The following is a 22,140-nucleotide window of genomic DNA, read 5'->3' as shown; positions in this document are numbered from 1 at the left end:
TTTTTAAGATTTAAAAGATTGAAACTGTGTTTTGATACGCTCATAATCTTTGGCGTCAACCGCAAATTCGCCATACCAAACATATTCGAAAATGGAAAGAAGCTTTGCAAAATCCTGTTTCAGTGTCAGATCTGAAATTTCATTTTCGTAATCGTGATTTGTTTTTTCAGGATTCCAGACAATTTTTTTTCGGTCACTCAGTTTTTTTAAAATCAAAAGAAACTGATAGCGGATTGCCGAGCGGTAATCGTGCTCATTTTCAGACTGCGAAATGGCTTCTGCAAAATTAATTTCATGAATATTTTCGTCGATATTTTCTGCTTTGATGATGAGTTTTTTATTCCGTTTTCCGAAAAACAGATTTCCGTCTTTCCCGACCAAAAACCTGATGATGAAATACAGAACAAAGCCGGCCAAAATAATCGCAAAAAGCCGAATGGCAATCGCACCAAGGTTTCCAGAAGCTGAAGCACCCGCACTTTTACCAAAAATTTTAGCCAAAACACGATTCATAAATCTCGCAAAACGTTCCCAAAACCCAGATTTTTTCTCTTCTGGTTCCTGATATTTAAAATCGTCGCTCTTGTACCGCTGAAGCAGATTTTCTTTAAACTTTTTAGGATAAATCTGGCTTTCGGTGATGGGCCGCTCTGCTAAAACAGAATCGGCATCGTACCAACCACGCTCTTCGTACGACAGTTCAGAATCAGCTTCTGCAGGCGGCGGAGGCGAAGAGTACGTTTCCTGAGCAGAAAAAAATCCTGCTGAAATGATCAAAAAAAGAATCCAGAGTTTTTTCATAATCAATATTGCAGAAAATTAAAAACGTTCCGGATTTCTATTATTCTTCTTGGCATTTTCTAAAAGCTCATCCGCGTTTCCGCCATACTGAAAATGAATCAGCCGCGGTAAAATGATGTAATAAAAAACGATGCTGAAAAGGCAGAAAGAGATGATTAGAAAATTCAGAATTCCAGGCATTTTCAGCGCGTGACGCGTAACATAGCCTTCAATAATACCAGCACAGACTGTAAAAGGGATCGTACTCAAATATATTTTGAAAGAATTTTTAAAACCGATTTTAAAAGATTCAAACCTTGAAAATGTTTTCGGAAAAAGTATCGACGTACCGAGAATCAGACCACACATCGCCTCGATAACCATTGAGAAAATCTCGTAAACTCCGTGAAGCCAGATTCCTTTTGCGCTGTCTTTCAACGCGCCGTATTCGTAGAAAAAATATTGAAAAGATCCCAGCATAATCGAGTTGCTAAGCAAAATATACAGCGAACCGATGCCGCCAATAATGCCAAAAAGATACATTTTGGCACCTACTCCAATGTTATTAAAGGTAATAGTAATTGTGCTTCCCCACGTGCTGCCTTCCTGATAAACGCCTACCGGATTTCCGGCTTTAATATTCCGAATTGTGCGGTTTACATATTCATCACCAAGAATGATATTTACAAATTCTTTATCGTAAATCGCCGACAAAACACCGACCATCGTAAAAATGAAAAAGAAAATAAAAGCATAAGTCATGAATCTCCGGTACTCATACACGAGCAGCGGAACTTCTGTAAAGAAAAAATGCAGAAGCCGGTTTTTTTCGGTGCGCTTGGTTTTATAAATTTTCTGGTAAATTCTGGAAGAAAGATGATTGAGATAAACCGTGGTATTGCTTTTCGGATAATAGGTTTGGGCAAAGGAAAGATCGTTGATGAGGTTGATGTACAGCGACGAGAGATCATCCGGATTTTTTTTCAATTTACCGTTGATTACCTGCTCAATTCCCAACCATTTTTCTTTATTTTGTTTGATGAAGTAAACCTCTCTCATATCTAAGGCTAAAATAACAAAAAATATGTCTCAAATAGCGATCAATACGTCACAAAATGTAAATATTAATTTTAATGTTTCAAACGTTGGTGAGCGCTTCGTGGCATTTTTTATTGACTTTTTGATAAAATACAGCTTCGCGGGTTTATGTCTTTATCTGTTTTACGGGTTCTTTAAACTGGGCTATATTTTACAGGGAATGGACAACTGGAGCCAAGGTGCTGTTTATCTGATAATACTACTTCCGTCGCAGCTCTATTTTTTGGTTCTGGAAACGCTGATGGACGGCCAGACGCCCGGAAAAAAAATCATGAAACTTCGTGTGGTGAAAATCGACGGTTATCAGGCAGGTTTTGGCGATTATCTGATCCGATGGATTTTCAGAATTATCGATGTTTCGATTCTTCTAATTGGTTTAATTGCCATCATCGTTTCAAAAAACAATCAGCGTTTGGGCGACATGGCAGCCGGAACGGCGGTGATTTCCCTACGCAACGACATCAATATCTCACATACAATTTTAGAGAATATTCAGGCAGATTATGTTCCGCAGTTTCCGCAGGTTGTTGCTTTAAATGACAACGATATGCGCATCATCAAAGAAAACTACGTAAGTGCCCTGAATCTTGATGACCGCAAAGTGATCAGCAGACTTTCAACTAAAATAAAAGAGCTTCTGAAAATCGAGATTGATCCTACTAAAATGACTGAGCGGCAGTTCGTGGGAACGGTTATCAAAGATTACAATTACTATACGGGACGAGATCTTTAACGAATCATTTTTAAATCAACAAAAGACATGTCGGTTTAATTTTTGATGGAAAATATAAAACCGTTTTATGCTATTTGAAAATAAAAAAACCGGAAACGGCGGCGTGATTACTTTAAAAAAAGAAACTGCTGAAGTTGGCCGACTGACCTACACTGTTTTTCCTGAAGAAAATAAACTCATTATATCTTTCGTTTTGGTTCACCGTGAATTCGAAGGCCGTGGAATGGGAAAATATCTTGTGGAAGAAGCTATAAAATATGCGCGCGACAATAACTGGAAAGTCTATCCGCACTGCTCTTACGCCCGCGCTGTAATGTCGCGGATGAATGATGTGGAAGATATTTTTCTACATCGATAAAACGTTTTTTAGAATAGTTTCCTCAACGTCATTAGGATAGAAAACCTGATGATTTTGTTCTGAATTAACCCATTTTTGAATTTCTACAATATCCAATTTTTTTGAAGTGGGAATTCCCATTTGCTGAAGTGCAAAAGCATTACATTCCTGTTCATACTGCCGATGAATAGGAATCACAAAGAGTTTTTTATTTAAAAACAAAGCTTCTGCAGGGCCTTCGAAACCGGCATTGCACAGAATTCCTTCACACAATTCGAAACTGGAAAGAAATGCCGATTCTCCGACAGGAAAAATTTCGATGTTATTAATTCTATAATTGGTTTTAGTATATTTAGAAAAAACTTTCCACTGAACATCGACTTGCGAAAGCAGTTTTATAATATTTTCGTCTGAAAAACTGGGAAGATAAACAATATAAAAGCCATTTCTCTCTGGATTTAAATTTCTAATTTTCTCCCTGATCACCGGTTTTTTGATCTGTGAATGATAATTCTCAAAGTGGAACCCAATTTTAATTTTGCTCGGAGCGTAATGCTTTAAAAACAAGTTTCCGAAAATCTCTTTGCGTTTAGGTTTTGGCGTTTCTGCAAAACTTAAAGCTGCCTGATGACTCATTTCAATCATATTAAAACCTCTGATTTTACTTGCCCACGCAGTGATCGGTTCGTAATCGTTTATGATAAGATCGTAATGCTGCAGGTCAATTTCGCGGATCAGTTTTACAGTTTTTTTAAAATCGTTTTCAGCAATGATTTTTTTATAGGAAAGCCCACCGGTTTTGTTGTAGAGCAGAGAAATTCCGCGATGCTGAAAATCAATGTCAAAATCACCACACAGCTGCGATTGATGTCCGCTGATCAATGTATCTACGGTTGCATGTTTTTTAAGAATGGGAATGATCTGCTGAGCTCGTGCGATGTGGCCGTTTCCCGTTCCCTGAAAGGCGTACAGAACTTTCATGTTATGCAAATTGTGTTACGATTTTAAGTAAATCAGCGTGATCCATTTCAGCAAATTCTTCTTCGATCTCATCTTTCAGAAGATCTTTATGCTCTTCGTAATAGAAAATATTCCACTTTCCTAGATTATATTCTAAAGCAGAAAGATTTTCGATCCAGTCACCGGAATTTAAGTATGTGCACGTACCTTTCCTGTTAGTCACTTCACGAATCTGTGGCTGATGAATATGTCCGCAAATTACGTAATCATAAGCATTGTCGATTGCCAGTTCTGATGCTGTAAGTTCAAAATCTCCAATGTATTTCACGGCCTTTTTTACGTTGTTTTTAATCTTTTTTGAAAATGAATATTTCTCTTTTCCCAGTTTGTCCAAAAACCAGTTTACAAGATTATTAATTACAATCAGAAGATCGTAGCCTTTGCCTCCAAGCTTTGCAATCCACTTTGAGTGCTGCACGGAAGCATCAAAAACATCTCCGTGAAAAATCCAGGTTTTTTTTCGGTCAAGTTCAAGGCACAGTTTATTACAGACTTTGAGTTTGCCCAACTCAAAGTCTGTAAATTTCCTGAACATTTCGTCATGATTTCCGGTAATGTAGTATACATCTGTATTCTTGGTGGCAAAAGAAAGAATTTTCTTGATCACCTTAAGATGCGTTTTCGGAAAATAAGATTTTTTGAACTGCCAGATATCGATAATATCACCATTCAAAACGAGCGTTTTAGGCTGAATGGAATTCAAATACCGAAGCAGTTCTTTGGCTTTGCAGCCGTATGTACCAAGATGCACATCAGAAATCACTACCAGCTCAAGATTTCTTTTCATAAAAGATTTTAAGCAAAGAAAAGACTTGAAAGTGAACTGTATATGAATCTAAGATTATATTTACATCGCCTCCAGATGCGCGTCTGTAATCTCCATATTATGGAAGACATTCTGCACATCGTCATCTTCCTCGAAGCGTTCGAGCATCTTCATATTGGCTTTAAACTGCTCGTCGCTAACATCTTTTGAAAGATTAGGAATTCTCTGCAATTCAGCACTTTTTACTTCAATACCAAGCTCATCAAGCTTATGTGATAACATTCCGAAGTCTTCAAAAGCTGTGGTAATCATTACCTCATCATCGTCGCTTTCTACATCTTCTGCGCCGCCGTCGATCATTTCCATTTCAAAATCATCCCAATCCATTTTGATCTGAGCACGATCGATACTGAAAATTCCTTTTCTGTCGAAGATAAATGCCAACTCACCATTCTTACCTAAGTTTCCATCAAATTTATTGAAAATAGCACGAACGTTAGCTACAGTACGCGTTGTGTTATTGGTTGTGCATTCAACGAAAAATGCGACACCACCTTGACCGTAACCTTCATATGTGATTTCCTCATAGTTTTCTGCATCAGCTCCACTCGCTTTCTTGATGGCACGCTCCACATTGTCTTTAGGCATGTTGGCGCCTTTAGCATTCTGAATACATCTTCGCAGTGCAGGATTTGCTTCTGGATCTGATCCTCCAGCTTTTACCGCTAATGCAATATCTTTCCCGATTTTCGAAAAAGTTTTGGCCATTTTATCCCAGCGGGCCATCTTAGATGCTTTTCTATATTCAAATGCTCTTCCCATTTTTCTTTTGTAATATTTAAACAAAAATAATCAATTTCAGGCATAAAAAAAATACCTCCGGAAAACCGAAGGTATTTATAGTATTAAGAAAATCTAATTATTTTCTTTTTTTCTTAGCCGGAGCTTTTTTCTTAACAGGCGTAGCAACTGTCATATCATTTTTCTTCATGGTTTCCCACTCAGATCCTGTTACAGCTCTTACGATTACTTTTCTGTCAGCCATTCTTTCAGCGTCAGTAGCTGTTTCTGGAACTGTAGCTTCCTGCTCACCGATACCGATTGATTTAAGCACTGATGGATTTACGCCTCTCGCTTCCAAAGCATTTACTACAGATGCAGCTCTTTCTCTAGAAAGTTTTAAGTTGTAAGCATCGCTACCTTTTTTATCCGTCATACCTACTACTACAAAGTTCTCAACTGGAGCTTCTTTAATAATTTTAGCAGCATTATCTAATCTACCGTTAGACTGAGGTCTGATTGTAGCTTTGTTAAAGTCAAACAAGATATCTTTCAATTCAGTTGTCAAAACCTCAACGATTGGTGGTTTCGCTGGAGGAGGACATCCTTGGAATTCAGCAACACCTGGTACATTAGGACAAGCATCATCCTTATCTAAGATTCCGTCGCCGTCAGTATCTGGCCAAGGACAACCGTTGTTTTCTGCAGGACCTGCAACTGTAGGACAAGCATCATCTTTGTCGATAATTCCGTCTCCATCAGTATCTGGCCAAGGGCAACCGTTGTTTTCAACCGGACCAGCAACATCTGGACACTGATCGTCTTTATCTGGAACTCCATCACCGTCTGTATCAGGACATCCCTGGAATTCTGGTAAACCTGGTGTATCAGGACACAAATCATCTTTATCTAGGATACCATCCTTATCTCTATCTCTGTTTCCAAATCTAAATAATAAGGAAGCAGAAGCTTGCCAAAAGTTTGCATACTGAGCTTTGTCTGTTGGAGTACCTACGTAATCTCCAGTTACACCAAGACCGAAGTTCTTAGTCAACCAGAAGTTAGCACCAGCACCAGCAGAAACTGTAAAGAAATTAGCTTTACCGTTTTCATTACCGTTTTCTCCGTTTGTAAGAAGAAGACCTGTTACATCAGTTCTAGGAAATGTAAGACCTGTGTAATCTTGTCTAAGGTAGTTACCACCAACTCTCAAATACGGATCAAACCAAGACTCTTCGTCCCAAAGAAGACCTGCAGCTTTTACCTGAAGACCTAAACCGGTCATCAACATAAATTCTTTACCGTTATTAAATCTCATGTTCTCAACGTTACCTACAGTAGTAGACCAGTCGATTACAAAACCTTTTGCGATGTTTCTCGCAACAGTTAATTTAGATAATGGCGGAGTGATAGAATAGTTCCCTACGTTGAACATTCTCTTTTGTAAATTTTTCACAGCAAACGAACCACTGATGTCGTTACGCACTGCTATGTGATTTTCGCCGTGCGCACCAACTCCGATTAACCACGGATTGTTGGTCGTCTGGGCAAAAACAGTAGAGGCCACAGTAAGCGCCACTGCTGAAAGTCCTAACTTTAGATTTTTCATAGAATTAATTGATTAAATAATTGATATTGCAAAATAAATATAATTTTTCTTTATAAACAAAGTTTTCAAAGTGATTTTTAACTTTTCTTTAATATTCTGTCGAGGTTTCGCTTATTTTCTCTATCTTTTATGGCCTCTCTCTTATCAAAGAGTTTTTTACCTCTCGCCAATGCTATTAAAACCTTAGCCTTCCCACTGCTATTGATATACAACTTCAATGCGATAATCGTGTTTCCGGCGTCTTTCATCTTCTTTTCAAAACGCAGAATTTCTTTTTTGTGCAACAGCAATTTTCGTTCCCTTTTTGTCTTGTGATTATAAAAGGTACCCAGCTTATATTCATCGATCATCATATTAATAATATATAACTCATTATCAATAAACTGACAGAAAGATTCTGTGATAGAAGCCTTAGAAGACCTTAACGATTTTATCTCTGTTCCTGTCAGTACGATGCCGGCCTCTACCTGCTCGAGAATTTCATACTCGAATTTTGCTCTTTTGTTAAGAATCGTAACTGTCTTTTCTATTTTCATTTAAATAAAATCTGCTCGTGTGATAATCAAAAACTGCGCCTACAAAAACTTGATAATTACAATATTATAATTACCCGATTTCTTTTCGTAATTTTGCGCCAAATTTACAAACTATATGTTAACAGTATCTAACTTATCTTTACAATTTGGGAAGAGAATTCTTTTTGATGACGTAAACATCATGTTTACAAAAGGAAACTGCTACGGAATTATCGGGGCAAATGGGGCTGGAAAATCGACCTTTCTGAAAATACTTACAGGCAAGCAAGATCCTACAACCGGCCATGTTTCTCTGGAGCCAGGAAAAAGAATGTCTGTACTTGAGCAGGATCACTTTGCATACGATCAATATACTGTACTGGAAACCGTTTTACGTGGTAACAGCAGATTATTTGAAATAAAAGAAGAAATGGATGCCCTTTATGCGAAGGAAAATTTTTCTGACGAAGACGGCATTAAAGCAGGTGAACTTGGTGTAATCTACGACGAAATGGGCGGCTGGACAGCTGAGCCGGATGCGCAAACAATGCTCTCAAACGTCGGCATCAAAGACAGTATGCACTGGCAAATGATGAGTGAACTGGAAAATCAGGATAAAGTGAAAGTGCTTCTGGCACAAGCTTTATTTGGAAGTCCGGATGTTTTAATTCTTGATGAACCTACCAACGATTTGGATATTGAAACCATCGCGTGGCTTGAAAACTTTTTAGCAGATTACGAAAATACAGTGATCGTGGTTTCTCACGACCGTCACTTTTTAGATACCGTCTGTACGCATATTGGCGATTTAGATTATGCTAAATTAAATCTTTACACGGGTAATTATTCATTCTGGTATCAGGCTTCGCAGCTAGCAACCAGACAGAGAGCTCAGGCTAATAAAAAAGCAGAGGAAAAGAAGAAAGAACTTCAGGATTTCATCGCACGATTCAGCTCAAACGTTGCGAAAGCAAAACAGGCCACTGCGAGAAAGAAAATGATAGACAAGCTGAATATCGACGACATCAAACCTTCATCAAGAAGATATCCTGCAATTATTTTTGAGATGGAAAGAGAAGTTGGAGACCAGATTTTGGATGTAAAAAATCTTGAAAAAACAAAAGACGGGGAGCTTCTGTTTTCAAATATCAATTTAAATTTAAAGAAAGGCGATAAAGTAGCCGTATTATCTAAAAACTCTTTGGCAATCACCGAATTTTTTGAAATTCTTGCTGGAAATACACAGCCAGATCAGGGAAGTTTGGCTTGGGGCGTTACGACAAATCAGTCGTATATGCCGCTTGATAATTCTACGTTTTTTCAGGAAGACATTAATCTGGTAGACTGGTTGAGACAATATACCAAAAATGATGAGGAGCGCCATGAGGAATTTATGAGAGGATTTTTAGGAAGAATGCTTTTCTCCGGTGATGAGGCTCTGAAATCCTGTAAAGTACTTTCCGGAGGCGAAAAAATGCGTTGTATGTTTAGCCGAATGATGTTGCAGAAAGCCAACGTTTTGCTTTTGGATGAACCTACCAATCACTTGGATCTTGAGAGTATCACTACTTTAAATAACTCTTTATCGAATTTTAAAGGAAATCTTCTACTATCTTCACATGACCATGAAATGCTTTCTACAGTTTGTAACAGAATTATCGAACTGACACCAAACGGAATCATCGACCGCGAAACAACTTACGATGAATATCTGGCTGACAAAAAGATCAAAGAAATGAGAGAAAAAATGTATGCGTAATTAGCAGCATTATTTTAATAATAAAATTCCCGGAAAACTATTCCGGGAATTTTTGTTTTAAATAAATAAAAAATCCTCTTTTGGCAAAGCAGAAGAGGATTTGTACTATACTTAAAAGCTATTTATTACTGAATAAACAAACTAGCGATTGCTGTTGTCTGTGCAGTGGTAAGAATTTCGTCATAAGCTGCAGAACCTGCCGCTGCACCAAATTTAGTTGCTGTATTAAATCCGGCCTGAATTGTCTGCTCTTCACCTGCGTAAACAGCGTTTGTCTGAGAAGGCATGTTCCCACCATCGTTTCCTTCAATCCATCCTTTTTGAGCACGAATTCTTCTTACCATAGACGCGTGTCTCGCTTCTACTGAGTGAATCTGTAACGCTGCCTGCAACACTGCCTGGCTAGACATTACATTTCCTGCCTGACCTTTATATGCTCTTACACCAGTATCTTCAAAAGCCTGAGCTAGCACAAGAAACTGAGTGTAATTAGTCATTGGTGAGAACTGACCGTTTAAGGTATAGTTAAAGTTTGGTTTTGCTCCTGGAGTTACACCTAAAGAAGTTAAAGTACTTTTAAGGAAAGCAACGTGAGCACTTTCGTGCTTTAAAATCTGCTGGAAAATGACACGGTCCGCTGTTGGGATCAGGTTGGTCATAGCCAAACCTTTCGTGTAATAATCATCTTCAAGATATTCCAATGTAAGAGCTAACTGTAACGCATCTGTAAGTGCACTTTTCGCTGTTACAGGATTACCTGTAGTTGGCGCAGGTGTAGCTACCTGTGCTTTTGCGTTTCCAGACATTGCTCCTGCCAATCCTAGAGGAATGGCAACTGCTGCTGCTTTTTTTCCGAATGCAGTAAGATCTGAAAGTGCTCCCGCACGCGATGTTTGCTTGAACGACAAATCTTCGTTCGCAATTTTATCTAGTATTTTTAGAAAATTCATAATGGTAAATTTAAATAATTGAGGTTAGTTTAGATTCTTTCTTTCCAGGTAAATGGCGTTTTGATGAATGCTCCTGCAACACCTACGATTTCTTTTGGCTCTTTTGCCACATCAAGACCGTTTGCGTCGATTACATCATCACCTGCAAAAGAAGTTGTTCCCGGACTTATAAGCGATCTGATCGCTGATGCGTGTCTTGCTTCAACTGAAACAATCTGACCTGCAATTACCAGATAAGCTGCATTTTTAATATACTTTCCTGCACCGTTATAAGCGGCAACACCTGTATCTTCCAATGCTTTTGCAGTTGCTAAAACTGAACTTCTGTCATTAAAATTTACGTTTGGATACTGAAATTCCAAAGTTGGCAATACGTTCGCTGTAACTCCCGTTAGTGCAGCTTTGAAAAAATCTCTGTGGATTACCTCGTGATTATACAAATCTGTCATCACCTGTCTTTCCGTAGTAGAGAAGATAGAATTAAAGTTAGTTCCGTTTACTACTTTCGTGTAAAAGTCGGCTTCTAACTGCTCTAGTGCGTAAGCATAGTTTAGAACACCTACATCACCAGTACCGAGATCAAATACGTTAGTCTCGTTATAGTCAAAACGGTCATCATCGCATCCTACCAATGTAAGGCCGGCAGCCATAATACCGATGCCACTTAGTTTTAGAAAATTTCGTCTGCTGGTATCCAGAGTGGCGCCCTGGTTAGAGACTTGAACAGTTTTTTTCATAATGTTATTTTAGAAAGGTTTAGAATTAGAATTTAACTTTACTTACGATAGTTTTTATCGGGCGGTTTTTACAATTGATGATTTTTTTAAAATATTTTTAAACAATCAAAACTATCGTTAAAATTTCTTAGCAAAACATAAACCATTCGTACTCATCCTCTGATGTTTTTAAAAACGTATCAATTGAAATTACCATAAATTTTCGCTATTTTTGTGACATGAGCCAAAAATGGATTTTTAAAGAAGAGCCTGATGAAGAAATTGTAGACGCACTGAGTTCGTCTCTCGGCTTCGGCACTTTTGAATCTAAACTTTTGGTGATGCGTGGCATCGATAATTATCAGAAAGCCCGCGAATTTTTCAAGCCAAATTTCACCGACATTCACAATCCTTTCCTCATGGCCGACATGCAGAAAGCAGTTGAGCGCATTGCAAACGCAATAGAAAACGGTGAAAAAATAATGGTGTACGGAGATTACGACGTAGATGGCACCACTGCTGTAGCGCTGATGTATCTTTATCTCAGAAAAATTGTTCATAAAAAATATCTTGATTACTACATTCCTGACAGAAATTCTGAAGGTTACGGAATTTCAACTGAAGGAATCGATTTTGCCAAAACAAACGGTTTTTCTCTTATCATCGCATTGGACTGCGGCATCAAGGCAACCGATATGATAAGCTATGCCAAAGAGAAAGAAATAGATTTCATTATCTGTGATCACCACCTTCCAGGCGAAAATATTCCTGATGCGGTCGCGGTTTTAGATCCGAAAAGAACTGACTGCAGATATCCTTTTAAAGAACTTTCCGGTTGTGGCGTAGGTTTTAAACTTTGCCAGGGCCTGAATACCATCTATAAAATTCCGGAAACGGAACTTTTTGAACTCACTGATCTTCTCGCGATTTCGATTGCGGCAGATATCGTTTCTATGACTGGCGAAAACCGTGTTTTTGCAAAAATGGGTCTCAAGATTCTCCGCAAAACAAGAAATCTTGGTCTCCGGCTTTTAATTCCGGATGATAAACTTTCGCATTTTGAAATTTCAAATATCGTTTTTGAAATCGCTCCAAAAATAAACGCTGCCGGCAGAATTTCTCAGGGAAAAGCTGCTGTAGAACTGATGGTTTCAGACAATCTAAAGCACGCACACGAAATCGTCGGCGATATTATGAATCTTAATGACGAGCGCCGCGAACTGGATATGAATTCTACCCTTTCTGCTTTAAATCAGGTAATAGAATCTCAGCAACAGTCGAAGTTTGCTACGATTGTTTACCATCCTGAGTGGAACAAAGGCGTGATCGGAATTGTTGCCTCAAGACTTATTGAAACTTATTATAAACCAACGCTTGTTTTCACCGACGGAAACAATGGCGAAATGGTCGCTTCCGCACGTTCGGTAGCCGATTTTGACATTCATGAAGCACTCGATCTTTGTTCGGAACATTTCTTAAAATTTGGCGGACATCATGCTGCGGCAGGTCTTTCCATGGAAAAAGAAAAGTTTGAAGCTTTTAAAATTCAGTTTGAAAAAACCGTTGCAGAAAAGATTAAGGAACATCAGAAAGAGCCTAGCATTGCGGTAGATTCTGAAATTACGGTCGACGAAATCAACCGTGATTTTATTAATTTTCACCGGAAGCTCGCACCTTTCGGTCCGCAAAATATGAAGCCGAATCTGGTTCTCAGAAATCAGAAAATTTCAGGTTTTGTAAAGACGATGGGCAAAGAAAATAATCACGTGAAATTTTATATCAAACAGGAATCTACCGGCAGAAATATAGAATGCGTCGGTTTTAAACTTGGTCAGTTTGCCGATGATTTCCGAACCAAATCTTTCGACCTTGCCTTTACTTTAGAGGAAAATCACTGGAAAGGAAATGTAACACATTACCTCAGCATCCGCGATGTGAAGTTTCTGGAAAGCGATTATACTCAAAACTAAATCCTCATTTTTCGAAGTATGAAAAAAACAGGTTTATTTTTCGGTTCGTTCAATCCCATTCATATCGGACATCTTATCTTGGCCAATTATATTCTGGAAAATTCTGATATGGATGAACTTTGGTTTGTCGTGAGTCCGCAAAATCCTTTTAAAGAAAAAAAATCACTTCTTAAAGATCATAACCGACTGGATATGGTGCAGCTTGCGGTAAAAAATTATTCGAAAATGCGTGCCTCAAATGTTGAGTTTTCTTTGCCGACGCCGAGTTATACGATCGATACACTTACACATCTTAAAGAAAAATATCCTGATCATTCTTTCAGTTTAATTATGGGTGAGGATAATCTTGCCGGATTAAAAAAATGGAAAAATTCTGATCTTTTGGTTCAAAATCATCATATCATCGTTTACCCAAGAGTTTTTGCGAATAAAACATCGGAAAAAGAATATTTTCAGCACGAAAATATTTCAGTGATAAAAGCGCCGGTTATCGAACTTTCCGCCACGGAGATCCGGATGATGATAAAAGAAGGAAAAAATGTGCGCCCTATGCTGCCACCGGAAGTTTTTGAATATCTGGACGGCAGTAATTTTTACCGTTAATCTTGTTAGTTAAATTTAATCTTTGCATTATGGAGTTTCTGGAAAACTTTTTCTCAAAATATTCTCAAGAATTATTAGTTAAAAGATTCAGGCAGATCTGCGTGGCAGAGGCAATTTCCTGGCTGATTCTTTTCACGGCAATGATCTGGGTTCGCGTGGAGCCCGAAAATATTTTTGCTATTATTTACATCAGCGTTATCGGCAGTCTGCACGGTTTGTTTTTCACACTGTATCTTTTGCTTTTACCATCAATGCGGACTATTTTTAAATGGGATGATGAAGACACGGTTTTCTCACTACTAGCTGCCTTCTTTCCTTTTGCTACCATTTGGATTGACCTCAAACTCGCCCGCTTCGACAGGGAATAAATAAAGGACTTTGAAAAAAGTCCTTTATTGTTTTTACTTCAGGTCAATTATCCCTAATGACATGACCCGTTAAATTCAGTGTATGCGCCCCACTGTTACTTTGATAGCTTCCTGTAATAGTGAAATCAATATACTTTCCTACAGCACCAAGATTATTTACTTGTAATATCAAATTATTTCCTACGGGAGAAATTGAGCCGGCGCCATCTACTGTTCTATTATACAGATTTGTGTACGCTCCTAAACCCGCTACATTAGGAACTATCACCTGAAAGCCTCCCAAAGCTGAATTTGCAGGGAAACAAGTTATGCTCAATGTAGTGTACCATTAGAATATGACGCACCAATTGGTAGAGGAAGATTTTCGGGGTGCCTGGTTATCAATCTGGTAATTTATAAATTCATTCATAGTAGTACAAACTACTCTATTTCATAAACTAGTTAAAGGCGTCGTGGCAGTAAAATTAATATTTTGTGACATTTGAACATTGGCATTATCTACCGCAAAAAATGCTCCCTGTGAAGCGGATGAGCAACTTAAAGTATTAATTGAAAAACTTCCGTTTGTAACAAAAGTAGAAAGTGCTCCAAAAAATTAGCTGCATCTTTTGAGCCATAATTTACATACACCATTTCACTAGGCTTTTTTTAAAAATTTAACACCAATGTTATGAAAATCTAAAGACGGTCACAATCATTTTGACCGAGGTAATGAAATTGCGTTTTAAACTGTTATATGGATAAGAAAGTGCAAAGGTAAATTTATAAGAAAAACTTTTTATGCTAATTATCAATCATTTAAAATAAAAAGCAAACTTTATTTACTACTTTGTATTGCATGATACTATTTTAATTAAATATCTTTGCAATGTTAATTAATAACAAATACAAGCATCTCTATAAACTAAACATCTTCCCTATGAAAACTCCACTACTCATCGCCGCTCTTTTCTTTTCAGGATTTACATTTGCTCAGGAAACAAGACCCGATTCGGCAAAAACGAAAAATATTGAAGCCGTAACGCTCACCAAAAAAGTTTTTAAAAAGGAAAGTGACCGTTTCGTATACGACGTTGCCTCTTCGCCAGTCGCCAAAGGAAACACGACGTTTGATCTTTTGAAGCAGACTCCGCTGATCTCTACAACGGATGACAAAACCTTAAAAATTACCGGAAAAAATAACGCTGTCATTTACATCAACGGACGCAAAACAAATATGGATGCAGAATCTATGGTTTCGTTTCTAAAAAATACACCGGCAGAAAATATTCAGAAAATTGAGGTGATTACGGTTCCGGGAAGTGAATTTCAGGTGGAATCTTCCGACGGAATCATCAATATTATTTTAAAAAAGAAAATGAGCGACGGGCTGAACGGCAACATGAGAATGGCCAATTCGCAGGATAAATTTAATGCAAGCAGCGCCAGCTTTTCAGCAAATTACCGAAAAGACAAACTCGGTATCAGCGCCAATCTGAACAGCGGAGGCAACATCCGCGGACAGGAATATCTTCTGAAAAACGGAAACGCAAAATCTTCCAGCGAATCTGTGGGAACTGTAGACGACCCGAATCTGAGCCTTGGCGGTTATCTGAATGCCGATTATCAGCTGACAGAAAAAAGCAATATCGCGCTCACATGGAATTCTTACGCAAACCGCAGCTACAATTCTACGGTGAATCTCTTCAATACCATTAAATATTTTGATGATGCGAGCCAGTCGCAGGTGACGACCTACACCAACTCCAGAAACCGTGAAGATGCAAGATCTTATAACAATTCTTTGAACCTCAATTACGAACTTCACACCGATTCTCTCGGAAGTAAACTCCTTCTGAATGCAGCGTATCTTAATTTCAAAAGATTTCAGTTTACAGATAACCGCACGTATGCTGCAGATATTTTTGGGAGAGATCTCGGTCTGGAGCAGACGATTATTCAGAATCTTCCGCAGGTTGTCAATAATTTTTCGGGAATGGCAGACTATATTCAGAAGTTCAAAAATGATTTTACAGTAAGCATCGGAGGAAATTTTAACAAAACTAAAACTGACAACGATACGAAAAGCGACACTTTTATTACCGGCCAAACTCCGATGTCGATGCCGAATCATTTTATATATGACGAAAACATTTTAGGCCTGTACCTTACAGCTGAAAAGAAATTCAGCGAGAAGTTTTCCGGGAAAATTGGGACGCGATATGAGATGACAAAAAGCCTCGGAACGTCTGACAATGCCTCTCCGGAATACCGAAGCATCCGCCAGAACTACAACAATCTGTTGCCGTATCTGAGTTTTAATTATGCTTTAAACGATACCAACAATCTTTCCTACGCATTCAGCAGCCGCATGAGAAGACCGAGTTTCTGGGAACTGAATCCGGTGCGGAATATCCTTACCAGAGACAACTACACACAGAACAATCCGTTTGTAAAAGCCGCCAGCAATTACAACCAGGAGTTGACTTACATGTACAGAAACTCGTATTTTGTGATTTTAAATCATTCTTACATTAAAGACGAAATCACGCAGGTGCCTTTGCAGCGCGAGATCGAGAGAGACGGCGTGAAGTATCGCCAGCTGGCTTACATCCGCACCAATTTTGGTACGCAGCAACAGATGACCGCGTCTGCAGGTATGCAGCGTACGTTTTTCAAACAGTATCTTACCAGCAATTTCACACTTGGTTTCCAGCACAACATCATCAACGGAAGCTTAAATACTGATCCTACCACCGGACAGATTTTCGAAACGTATACCAACAACCGTAAGTCGAACAGTATTTTAATTCAGACCAACAACACGCTCCGTCTTGACAAAAAGAAAACCTGGTTTTTGGGTGTTAATTATTTCTTTACCGACAAGCAGCAGATCGAACTTGGGGTGTTGAAAAGTATGATGAGCCTCGACCTGAGCATCAAGAAAAACTGGAACGACTGGACGTTTGCTTTGAATCTGAATGACGTTTTGCGTACCAACATTGTAGAGATTGAAGACGTACAGCCAAACGGAACTTACAACTATATTAAGAATGACACGTTCCGCCAGGGTGGCTCTCTCAGCATCGTATACAACTTCGGAAACCAGAAAGTGAAGAAGGTAAGAACGATCGAAGGCGCGTCTGACGAGATTAAAAACAGAACCCGATAATCCTTATTTTTTACTTCATATTTTATATTGTTTAAAGACCTGTCGCCTTGTGTGACAGGTCTTTTCTATTATGCAATCGTTTTAATGAATGAAATAGGTAAAATTTACTAATGATTAAAAACAAAAAATCCGGTCTCATGTGAGAACCGGATTTCTTATTTTTTGCTTAAAATTAATTCTTTGGAAGGAAAACTTCGGCAAGCATGCATCTCGCACTTCCGCCGCCATTGGTTTCGATCGTATGCAGATCAGAATAAATAATTTCACAGTATTTTTCAATTGCGGAGATCTGATCCTGATGTAGAGATTTGTATGCTGTCTGGCTCATTACGAGAAATTTTTCACCTTGCATATTATTAACCTGAAGCATATTTCCGGCAAACTGCTGCATCTGCTCTTCCGAAATTTCGATGATTTCTTTACCTGAATTTTTTATGGTTTCGGCTACTTTATTGCGTTCCAGTTCGCTGTCGATACAGTTGAGGCAGATCACCACAAACTTATCGGCCACGCACATCATTACGTTGGTATGATAAATCGGCAGACGCTCTTCACCAACGTTTTGGAATGAATGAAAGACAATCGGCGTGAAATTGTATTTGTCACAAAACTCACGGAAAAGATTTTCATCAAGTCTAAGCGAAACCGAGCCATACGCGATTCTGTTTTCGTGATCGAAAATCATGCTTCCCGTTCCTTCCAGATAATGTCCCTGAAATTCCGGCAGCGACCAGTCGTCGATTTCGGAAACTTCAAAACCCTGATTTTTTATTCTTTCGATGATATCTTCACGACGTTCCACTCTGCGGTTCGTCGCAAACATCGGGTAGAGAACCACGTTTCCGTTTCGGTGAAAACTCACCCAGTTATTTGGGAAAATAGAATCTGGTGTATGCGGATCGATGGTGTCTTTAATACTGATGACGTTGATGCCTTTGCTCTTGAGTTTGTCGGCAAAATTATTAAATTCGGTAAGAGCTTTCGCCTGAATATCAGCGCCTTCCTGCTGAATCTGAAAATAATTATTCTCGGCAGTTTCTGCATTGTAGCCAAATGCGATCGGCTCGATCATTAAAACGGTATCTGTGGTCTGCATTATTTCTGATATAAAATTGAAGATTAAATGAGTTGAAGATTTTTGTCGGTGTTGAAGAAGATATTAATCTTTACAGTTACTCCCGCACCAAAGGCATCGTTGAGCATCTCAACAGTCCGCCCATTTTTGAAATCTCCCGGTATGGTATTTCTTCAACGGTCATTCCCCACACGTTTCGGAGGTGATTATTCATTCTTGTAAACGCTTTGTCTGAAACAATTACTTCTGGGGAGATTGAGAAAACATTCGGGCACATCTCAAACATTTCTTCATCCGTGACGTGGAAACAGTTTTCTGCACCGAAGATATCAAGTATTAAATTGTAATCACTTTCATCCACAAAACCGTTTTTATACACAATGCATTTATCCACCGCAATCGGGTTGAATGTGCAGTCGAGGTGAAGAATCCCCTGATACGGCTCGCGGTCGTTTTTCTTTAATTCAAAATCGAGAATACGTTTTTTCGGGAAGTACTCTTTTAAAATCTCTATCGCATATTCGTTTGTGCGTGCTGTTTTAAAATTTCGGTAATCCTGAGAGAAGCAGGTTCCTATAAAGATAAAATCATTCCACACAATTACATCCCCACCTTCTATATGAGCTGTATCCGGAAGATTGATGATGTCGCGCCATTTTACCTTCTCGAAAATATGTCGGTACGCATCCTGCTCATCGGCACGGTCAGCAATCACATTAGAGATAATCATTTTATCGTCGATCACAAAGGCCACATCGCGCGCAAAAACCTGGTTGTAATCTTCGATGATATCCGGTCGCAAAACTTCTACATCATACTTCAGCAAAACTTCTTCGAAAGCTGCCATTTCGCTGATAATATCAGACTCTTTGGGATAAATTTTATTTTGAATGGAGTGGTAAGATTTGGCATCGTAGCTTTCTGCTAAAGTAGGATCTGCGCCCATTGACTGTGGCTGTCCCAGGACTACCGATCTCAGCCTTCCGGTTTCGTTTTTAATATTTAATTTCATAAAAATAATGCAATTGATGACAAAAATGAAGCTTTTGTACTACATTGAGATTGCTGCAAATATAAACAAACACATGATAAGGCAAAAATCTTTTCTCCCAATTATTTAACATATCTGTTATCGCATAAAATGATGATAATGAGCAAAAAAAAGTCCCGAAACATGATCGTTTCGGGACTCCTTATATTTAAATCTAAACCGCTTATCTGTTGGCGATATCGATATAATCTCTCTTTTGAGCGCCTTGGTAAACCTGTCTTGGTCTGCCGATAGGGTCGCCTTTTATTCTCATTTCTTTCCACTGTGCAATCCATCCAGGAAGTCTTCCCAAAGCGAACATTACGGTGAACATTTCTGTAGGAATTCCTAATGCTCTGTAGATAATTCCTGAATAGAAATCTACGTTTGGATATAATTTTCTTTCGATGAAGTAATCATCTTCAAGCGCTACTTTTTCGAGCTGCATTGCGATATCCAAAGCTTTATCTTCAATTCCTAAAGCGACCAACAAATCGTCTGCTGCCTTCTTAATGATTTTTGCTCTCGGGTCGAAGTTTTTGTACACTCTGTGACCAAAGCCCATCAAACGGAAACTGTCGTTTTTATCTTTTGCTTTTGCAACCCACTTGTTTACGTCGCCACCATCTTTTTCGATCAGCTCAAGCATTTCGATCACTGCTTGGTTTGCACCACCGTGAAGTGGCCCCCAAAGTGCAGAAATACCTGCAGAAACTGAAGCGAAAAGACCTGTGTGCGCAGAACCTACCATTCTTACTGTTGATGTAGAACAGTTTTGCTCATGATCTGCATGAAGAATCAATAATTTATCTAAAGCTTCAACTACAACCGGATTGATTTCAAAATCAGCATTTGGATGTCTGAAAGCCATTTTGTAGAAGTTTTCTACATAATTAAGATTGTTATCACCGTGGTTTAAAGGCAAACCTAAAGTTTTTCTGTACGTCCATGCAGCAAGGTGAGCAAATTTAGCTATAAGCAGTTCTGCAGCAACGTCCATCTCTTCTTTAGAATTAACATTTACCGCTTTTGGGTTAAATGCTGTCAGCGCTGAAGTAAGTGAAGACAAAACGCCCATTGGGTGAGCAGAACGCGGGAATGCGTCGATGATTTTCTTCATCTCTTCTGCTACGAAGTTATATTTCTTAATATTTCCGTTGAATTTATCAAACTGCTCGGTAGTCGGAAGATCACCGTGAAGCAAAAGATACATCACTTCGGTAAAGTTTGATTTTTCTGCAATCTGCTCGATAGGATATCCTCTGTAGAACAATTCTCCCTGATCGCCGTCCAGATAAGTGATTTCACTGATGGTAGCGCCGGTGTTTTTGTAACCAAGATCTAAAGTGATAAGACCGGTCTGGTCTCTTAATTTAGAAATATCGATTCCTCTGTCCCCGATTGTACTGTCTACGATTGGATATTCATACGAATTACCGTCGTAATTCAATATAACTTTGTTGTCTGACATTATATTAATTTATTTATTTAATTTTTCTAAAAATACACAAAAAACAGGAACCTGAAAACAGTTACCTGCTTTATTCAATTATCTTTTGATTTTGAAGGCATCCATCCCTGGAAAGTAGGCTGTTTCTCCTAAAGCTTCCTCGATTCTCAGCAACTGGTTGTACTTCGCCATTCTGTCTGAACGCGATGCAGAACCTGTTTTGATCTGCCCGCAATTCATTGCTACGGCAAGATCTGCAATTGTTGAATCTTCAGTTTCTCCAGATCTGTGAGACATTACTGAAGTGAATCTGTTGTGCTGAGCCATCTGTACTGCGGCCATAGTTTCAGAAAGTGAGCCAATCTGGTTTACTTTAACTAAAATTGAGTTCGCAATACCTTCTTCTACACCTTTTGCAAGTCTTTCAACATTCGTCACAAACAAATCATCACCTACCAACTGAACTCTGTCTCCAATTTTCTCGGTAAGCATTTTCCAGCCATCCCAGTCATCTTCGTGCATACCGTCTTCAATAGAGATAATCGGATATTTATTAGCCAATTCAGCAAGGTAAGAAACCTGCTCGCTGCTGCTGAACTGCGCAGAATCTTCTGTCTGGAATTTTCTGTAATCGTAAATTCCGTTTTTATAAAACTCAGAAGCGGCGCAGTCTAATGCAATCATTACATCATCGCCAGGCTTGTAACCCGCTTTTTCGATCGCCTGAAGCAAAGTATCAAGTGCATCTTCAGTTCCTTTAAAGGTTGGCGCAAAACCACCTTCGTCACCTACTGCAGTAGACAAACCTCTTGAATGAAGAATAGATTTTAAATTATGGAAAATCTCAGTCCCTTTTCTTAAAGAATCAGAGAAAGATTCTGCTTTTACCGGCATCACCATAAATTCCTGGAAAGCGATCGGCGCATCTGAGTGAGAACCGCCATTGATTACATTCATCATTGGAACAGGAAGTGTGTTTGCGTTTACGCCACCAACATATTTGTATAAAGGCATTTTCAATTCCGTTGCTGCTGCTTTTGCTGCTGCCAAAGAAACACCGAGAATTGCATTTGCGCCAAGATTTCCTTTATTTTTTGTACCGTCTAGATCGATCATGATCTGATCAATAAAATTCTGATCAAATACAGGGAGACCTACCAGTTCCGGTGCGATTACTTCTCTTACATTCTCAACAGCTTTAGAAACGCCTTTGCCCATCCAGGCAGCACCACCGTCGCGAAGTTCTACCGCTTCATGCTCACCTGTAGATGCGCCGGAAGGTACGGCCGCCCGGCCCATAGCACCACTTTCGGTGAAAACATCAACTTCAATTGTAGGATTTCCGCGGGAATCTAGAATCTGTCTCGCTTCAATGTAAGAAATGTAACTCATTTTTATCTTTTTATAGTGTACACAAATTTAGTTAATTT

General features: G+C 38.8%; 21 protein-coding genes. 7 read left to right on the top strand and 14 right to left on the bottom strand.

Features of this window, described 5'->3' with window-relative positions:
- Positions 1–3: 3 nt before the first annotated feature.
- Entirely contained in the window at positions 4–801 is a 798-nt protein-coding gene (locus ASG01_RS07020) for a DUF4129 domain-containing protein (RefSeq protein WP_055861872.1), read from the bottom strand.
- A gap of 18 nt (positions 802–819) precedes the next feature.
- Positions 820–1,839, bottom strand: a complete 1,020-nt coding sequence (locus ASG01_RS07015; RefSeq protein ID WP_055861868.1) for a stage II sporulation protein M — start codon at positions 1,837–1,839, stop codon at positions 820–822.
- A 25-nt stretch (positions 1,840–1,864) separates the two neighbouring features.
- On the opposite strand from ASG01_RS07015, the gene ASG01_RS07010 reads away from it, so the two are divergent.
- Both ASG01_RS07010 and ASG01_RS07005 read left to right on the top strand, forming a co-directional pair.
- A complete protein-coding gene (locus ASG01_RS07010; protein ID WP_055861865.1) occupies positions 1,865–2,611 on the top strand; it encodes an RDD family protein in 747 nt (248 codons plus the stop codon).
- A gap of 67 nt (positions 2,612–2,678) precedes the next feature.
- Entirely contained in the window at positions 2,679–2,969 is a 291-nt protein-coding gene (locus ASG01_RS07005) for a GNAT family N-acetyltransferase (protein WP_055861864.1), read from the top strand.
- Here the strand turns inward: ASG01_RS07005 and ASG01_RS07000 are convergent.
- The 5 genes from ASG01_RS07000 to smpB all read right to left on the bottom strand — a co-directional run bounded on the left by ASG01_RS07000 (position 2,958) and on the right by smpB (position 7,659).
- Positions 2,958–3,929, bottom strand: a complete 972-nt coding sequence (locus ASG01_RS07000; protein WP_055861861.1) for a glycosyltransferase family protein — start codon at positions 3,927–3,929, stop codon at positions 2,958–2,960. The genes ASG01_RS07005 and ASG01_RS07000 overlap by 12 nt on opposite strands.
- 1 nt (position 3,930) lies before the next feature.
- Complete coding sequence (locus ASG01_RS06995; RefSeq protein ID WP_055861859.1) at positions 3,931–4,755, bottom strand: UDP-2,3-diacylglucosamine diphosphatase; 825 nt, start codon at positions 4,753–4,755, stop codon at positions 3,931–3,933.
- A gap of 60 nt (positions 4,756–4,815) precedes the next feature.
- Positions 4,816–5,556, bottom strand: coding sequence for a YebC/PmpR family DNA-binding transcriptional regulator (locus ASG01_RS06990; protein WP_055861856.1), 741 nt, complete (start codon positions 5,554–5,556; stop codon positions 4,816–4,818).
- 97 nt (positions 5,557–5,653) lie between these two features.
- Positions 5,654–7,123 carry an OmpA family protein gene (locus ASG01_RS06985; RefSeq protein ID WP_055861854.1) on the bottom strand — a complete coding sequence of 490 codons (1,470 nt, stop codon included), beginning with the start codon at positions 7,121–7,123 and terminating at the stop codon, positions 5,654–5,656.
- A gap of 77 nt (positions 7,124–7,200) precedes the next feature.
- Positions 7,201–7,659: an SsrA-binding protein SmpB gene (smpB, locus tag ASG01_RS06980; protein ID WP_055861851.1), complete on the bottom strand. Its 459-nt coding sequence runs from the start codon at positions 7,657–7,659 to the stop codon at positions 7,201–7,203.
- A gap of 115 nt (positions 7,660–7,774) precedes the next feature.
- Here smpB and ASG01_RS06975 point away from each other — a divergent pair, with 115 nt between their 5' ends.
- On the top strand, positions 7,775–9,397 hold the full coding sequence (locus tag ASG01_RS06975) for an ABC-F family ATP-binding cassette domain-containing protein (protein ID WP_055861849.1): 1,623 nt from the start codon (positions 7,775–7,777) through the stop codon (positions 9,395–9,397).
- 125 nt (positions 9,398–9,522) lie between these two features.
- On the opposite strand, the gene ASG01_RS06970 is transcribed toward ASG01_RS06975, so the two are convergent.
- Together ASG01_RS06970 and ASG01_RS06965 are read right to left on the bottom strand one after the other, a co-directional pair.
- A complete protein-coding gene (locus ASG01_RS06970; RefSeq protein WP_055861847.1) occupies positions 9,523–10,347 on the bottom strand; it encodes a ferritin-like domain-containing protein in 825 nt (274 codons plus the stop codon).
- 29 nt (positions 10,348–10,376) lie between these two features.
- Complete coding sequence (locus ASG01_RS06965; RefSeq protein ID WP_055861844.1) at positions 10,377–11,084, bottom strand: ferritin-like domain-containing protein; 708 nt, start codon at positions 11,082–11,084, stop codon at positions 10,377–10,379.
- Between the two features lie 218 nt (positions 11,085–11,302).
- On the opposite strand from ASG01_RS06965, the gene recJ reads away from it, so the two are divergent.
- From recJ to ASG01_RS06950, 3 genes are read left to right on the top strand one after another with little or no spacing between them, the layout of a single operon-like run.
- The gene (gene recJ, locus ASG01_RS06960) at positions 11,303–13,033 is read left to right on the top strand and encodes a single-stranded-DNA-specific exonuclease RecJ (RefSeq protein ID WP_055861841.1); all 1,731 of its coding nucleotides are present in this window, start codon (positions 11,303–11,305) and stop codon (positions 13,031–13,033) included.
- Between the two features lie 18 nt (positions 13,034–13,051).
- Positions 13,052–13,636, top strand: coding sequence for a nicotinate (nicotinamide) nucleotide adenylyltransferase (gene nadD / locus ASG01_RS06955; protein ID WP_055861838.1), 585 nt, complete (start codon positions 13,052–13,054; stop codon positions 13,634–13,636).
- A 29-nt stretch (positions 13,637–13,665) separates the two neighbouring features.
- On the top strand, positions 13,666–14,004 hold the full coding sequence (locus ASG01_RS06950) for a DUF3817 domain-containing protein (RefSeq protein ID WP_055861831.1): 339 nt from the start codon (positions 13,666–13,668) through the stop codon (positions 14,002–14,004).
- 43 nt (positions 14,005–14,047) lie between these two features.
- Here the strand turns inward: ASG01_RS06950 and ASG01_RS06945 are convergent, their stop codons facing one another.
- Positions 14,048–14,320 (bottom strand): hypothetical protein, encoded by a 273-nt coding sequence (locus ASG01_RS06945; protein ID WP_055861828.1) that lies wholly within the window; start codon positions 14,318–14,320, stop codon positions 14,048–14,050.
- 603 nt (positions 14,321–14,923) lie between these two features.
- On the opposite strand from ASG01_RS06945, the gene ASG01_RS06940 reads away from it, so the two are divergent.
- Positions 14,924–17,155: an outer membrane beta-barrel family protein gene (locus ASG01_RS06940; RefSeq protein WP_055861825.1), complete on the top strand. Its 2,232-nt coding sequence runs from the start codon at positions 14,924–14,926 to the stop codon at positions 17,153–17,155.
- A 172-nt stretch (positions 17,156–17,327) separates the two neighbouring features.
- Here the strand turns inward: ASG01_RS06940 and ctlX are convergent, their stop codons facing one another.
- The 4 genes from ctlX to eno form a co-directional block, all read right to left on the bottom strand.
- Positions 17,328–18,251 carry a citrulline utilization hydrolase CtlX gene (gene ctlX / locus ASG01_RS06935; RefSeq protein ID WP_055861822.1) on the bottom strand — a complete coding sequence of 308 codons (924 nt, stop codon included), beginning with the start codon at positions 18,249–18,251 and terminating at the stop codon, positions 17,328–17,330.
- A gap of 76 nt (positions 18,252–18,327) precedes the next feature.
- Complete coding sequence (locus tag ASG01_RS06930) at positions 18,328–19,242, bottom strand: dimethylarginine dimethylaminohydrolase family protein (RefSeq protein WP_055861819.1); 915 nt, start codon at positions 19,240–19,242, stop codon at positions 18,328–18,330.
- A gap of 202 nt (positions 19,243–19,444) precedes the next feature.
- Positions 19,445–20,731: a citrate synthase gene (locus tag ASG01_RS06925; RefSeq protein ID WP_055861816.1), complete on the bottom strand. Its 1,287-nt coding sequence runs from the start codon at positions 20,729–20,731 to the stop codon at positions 19,445–19,447.
- Positions 20,732–20,809: 78 nt separating this feature from the next.
- Positions 20,810–22,102 carry a phosphopyruvate hydratase gene (eno, locus tag ASG01_RS06920; RefSeq protein WP_055861814.1) on the bottom strand — a complete coding sequence of 431 codons (1,293 nt, stop codon included), beginning with the start codon at positions 22,100–22,102 and terminating at the stop codon, positions 20,810–20,812.
- Positions 22,103–22,140 lie beyond the last annotated feature (38 nt).

Origin of the sequence: Chryseobacterium sp. Leaf180 (assembly GCF_001424585.1) — a bacterium.
In the GTDB taxonomy this organism is placed as follows: domain Bacteria; phylum Bacteroidota; class Bacteroidia; order Flavobacteriales; family Weeksellaceae; genus Chryseobacterium.
Note: the sequence above shows the minus strand (reverse complement) of the source record. Positions and strands in the feature narration are given on the sequence as shown.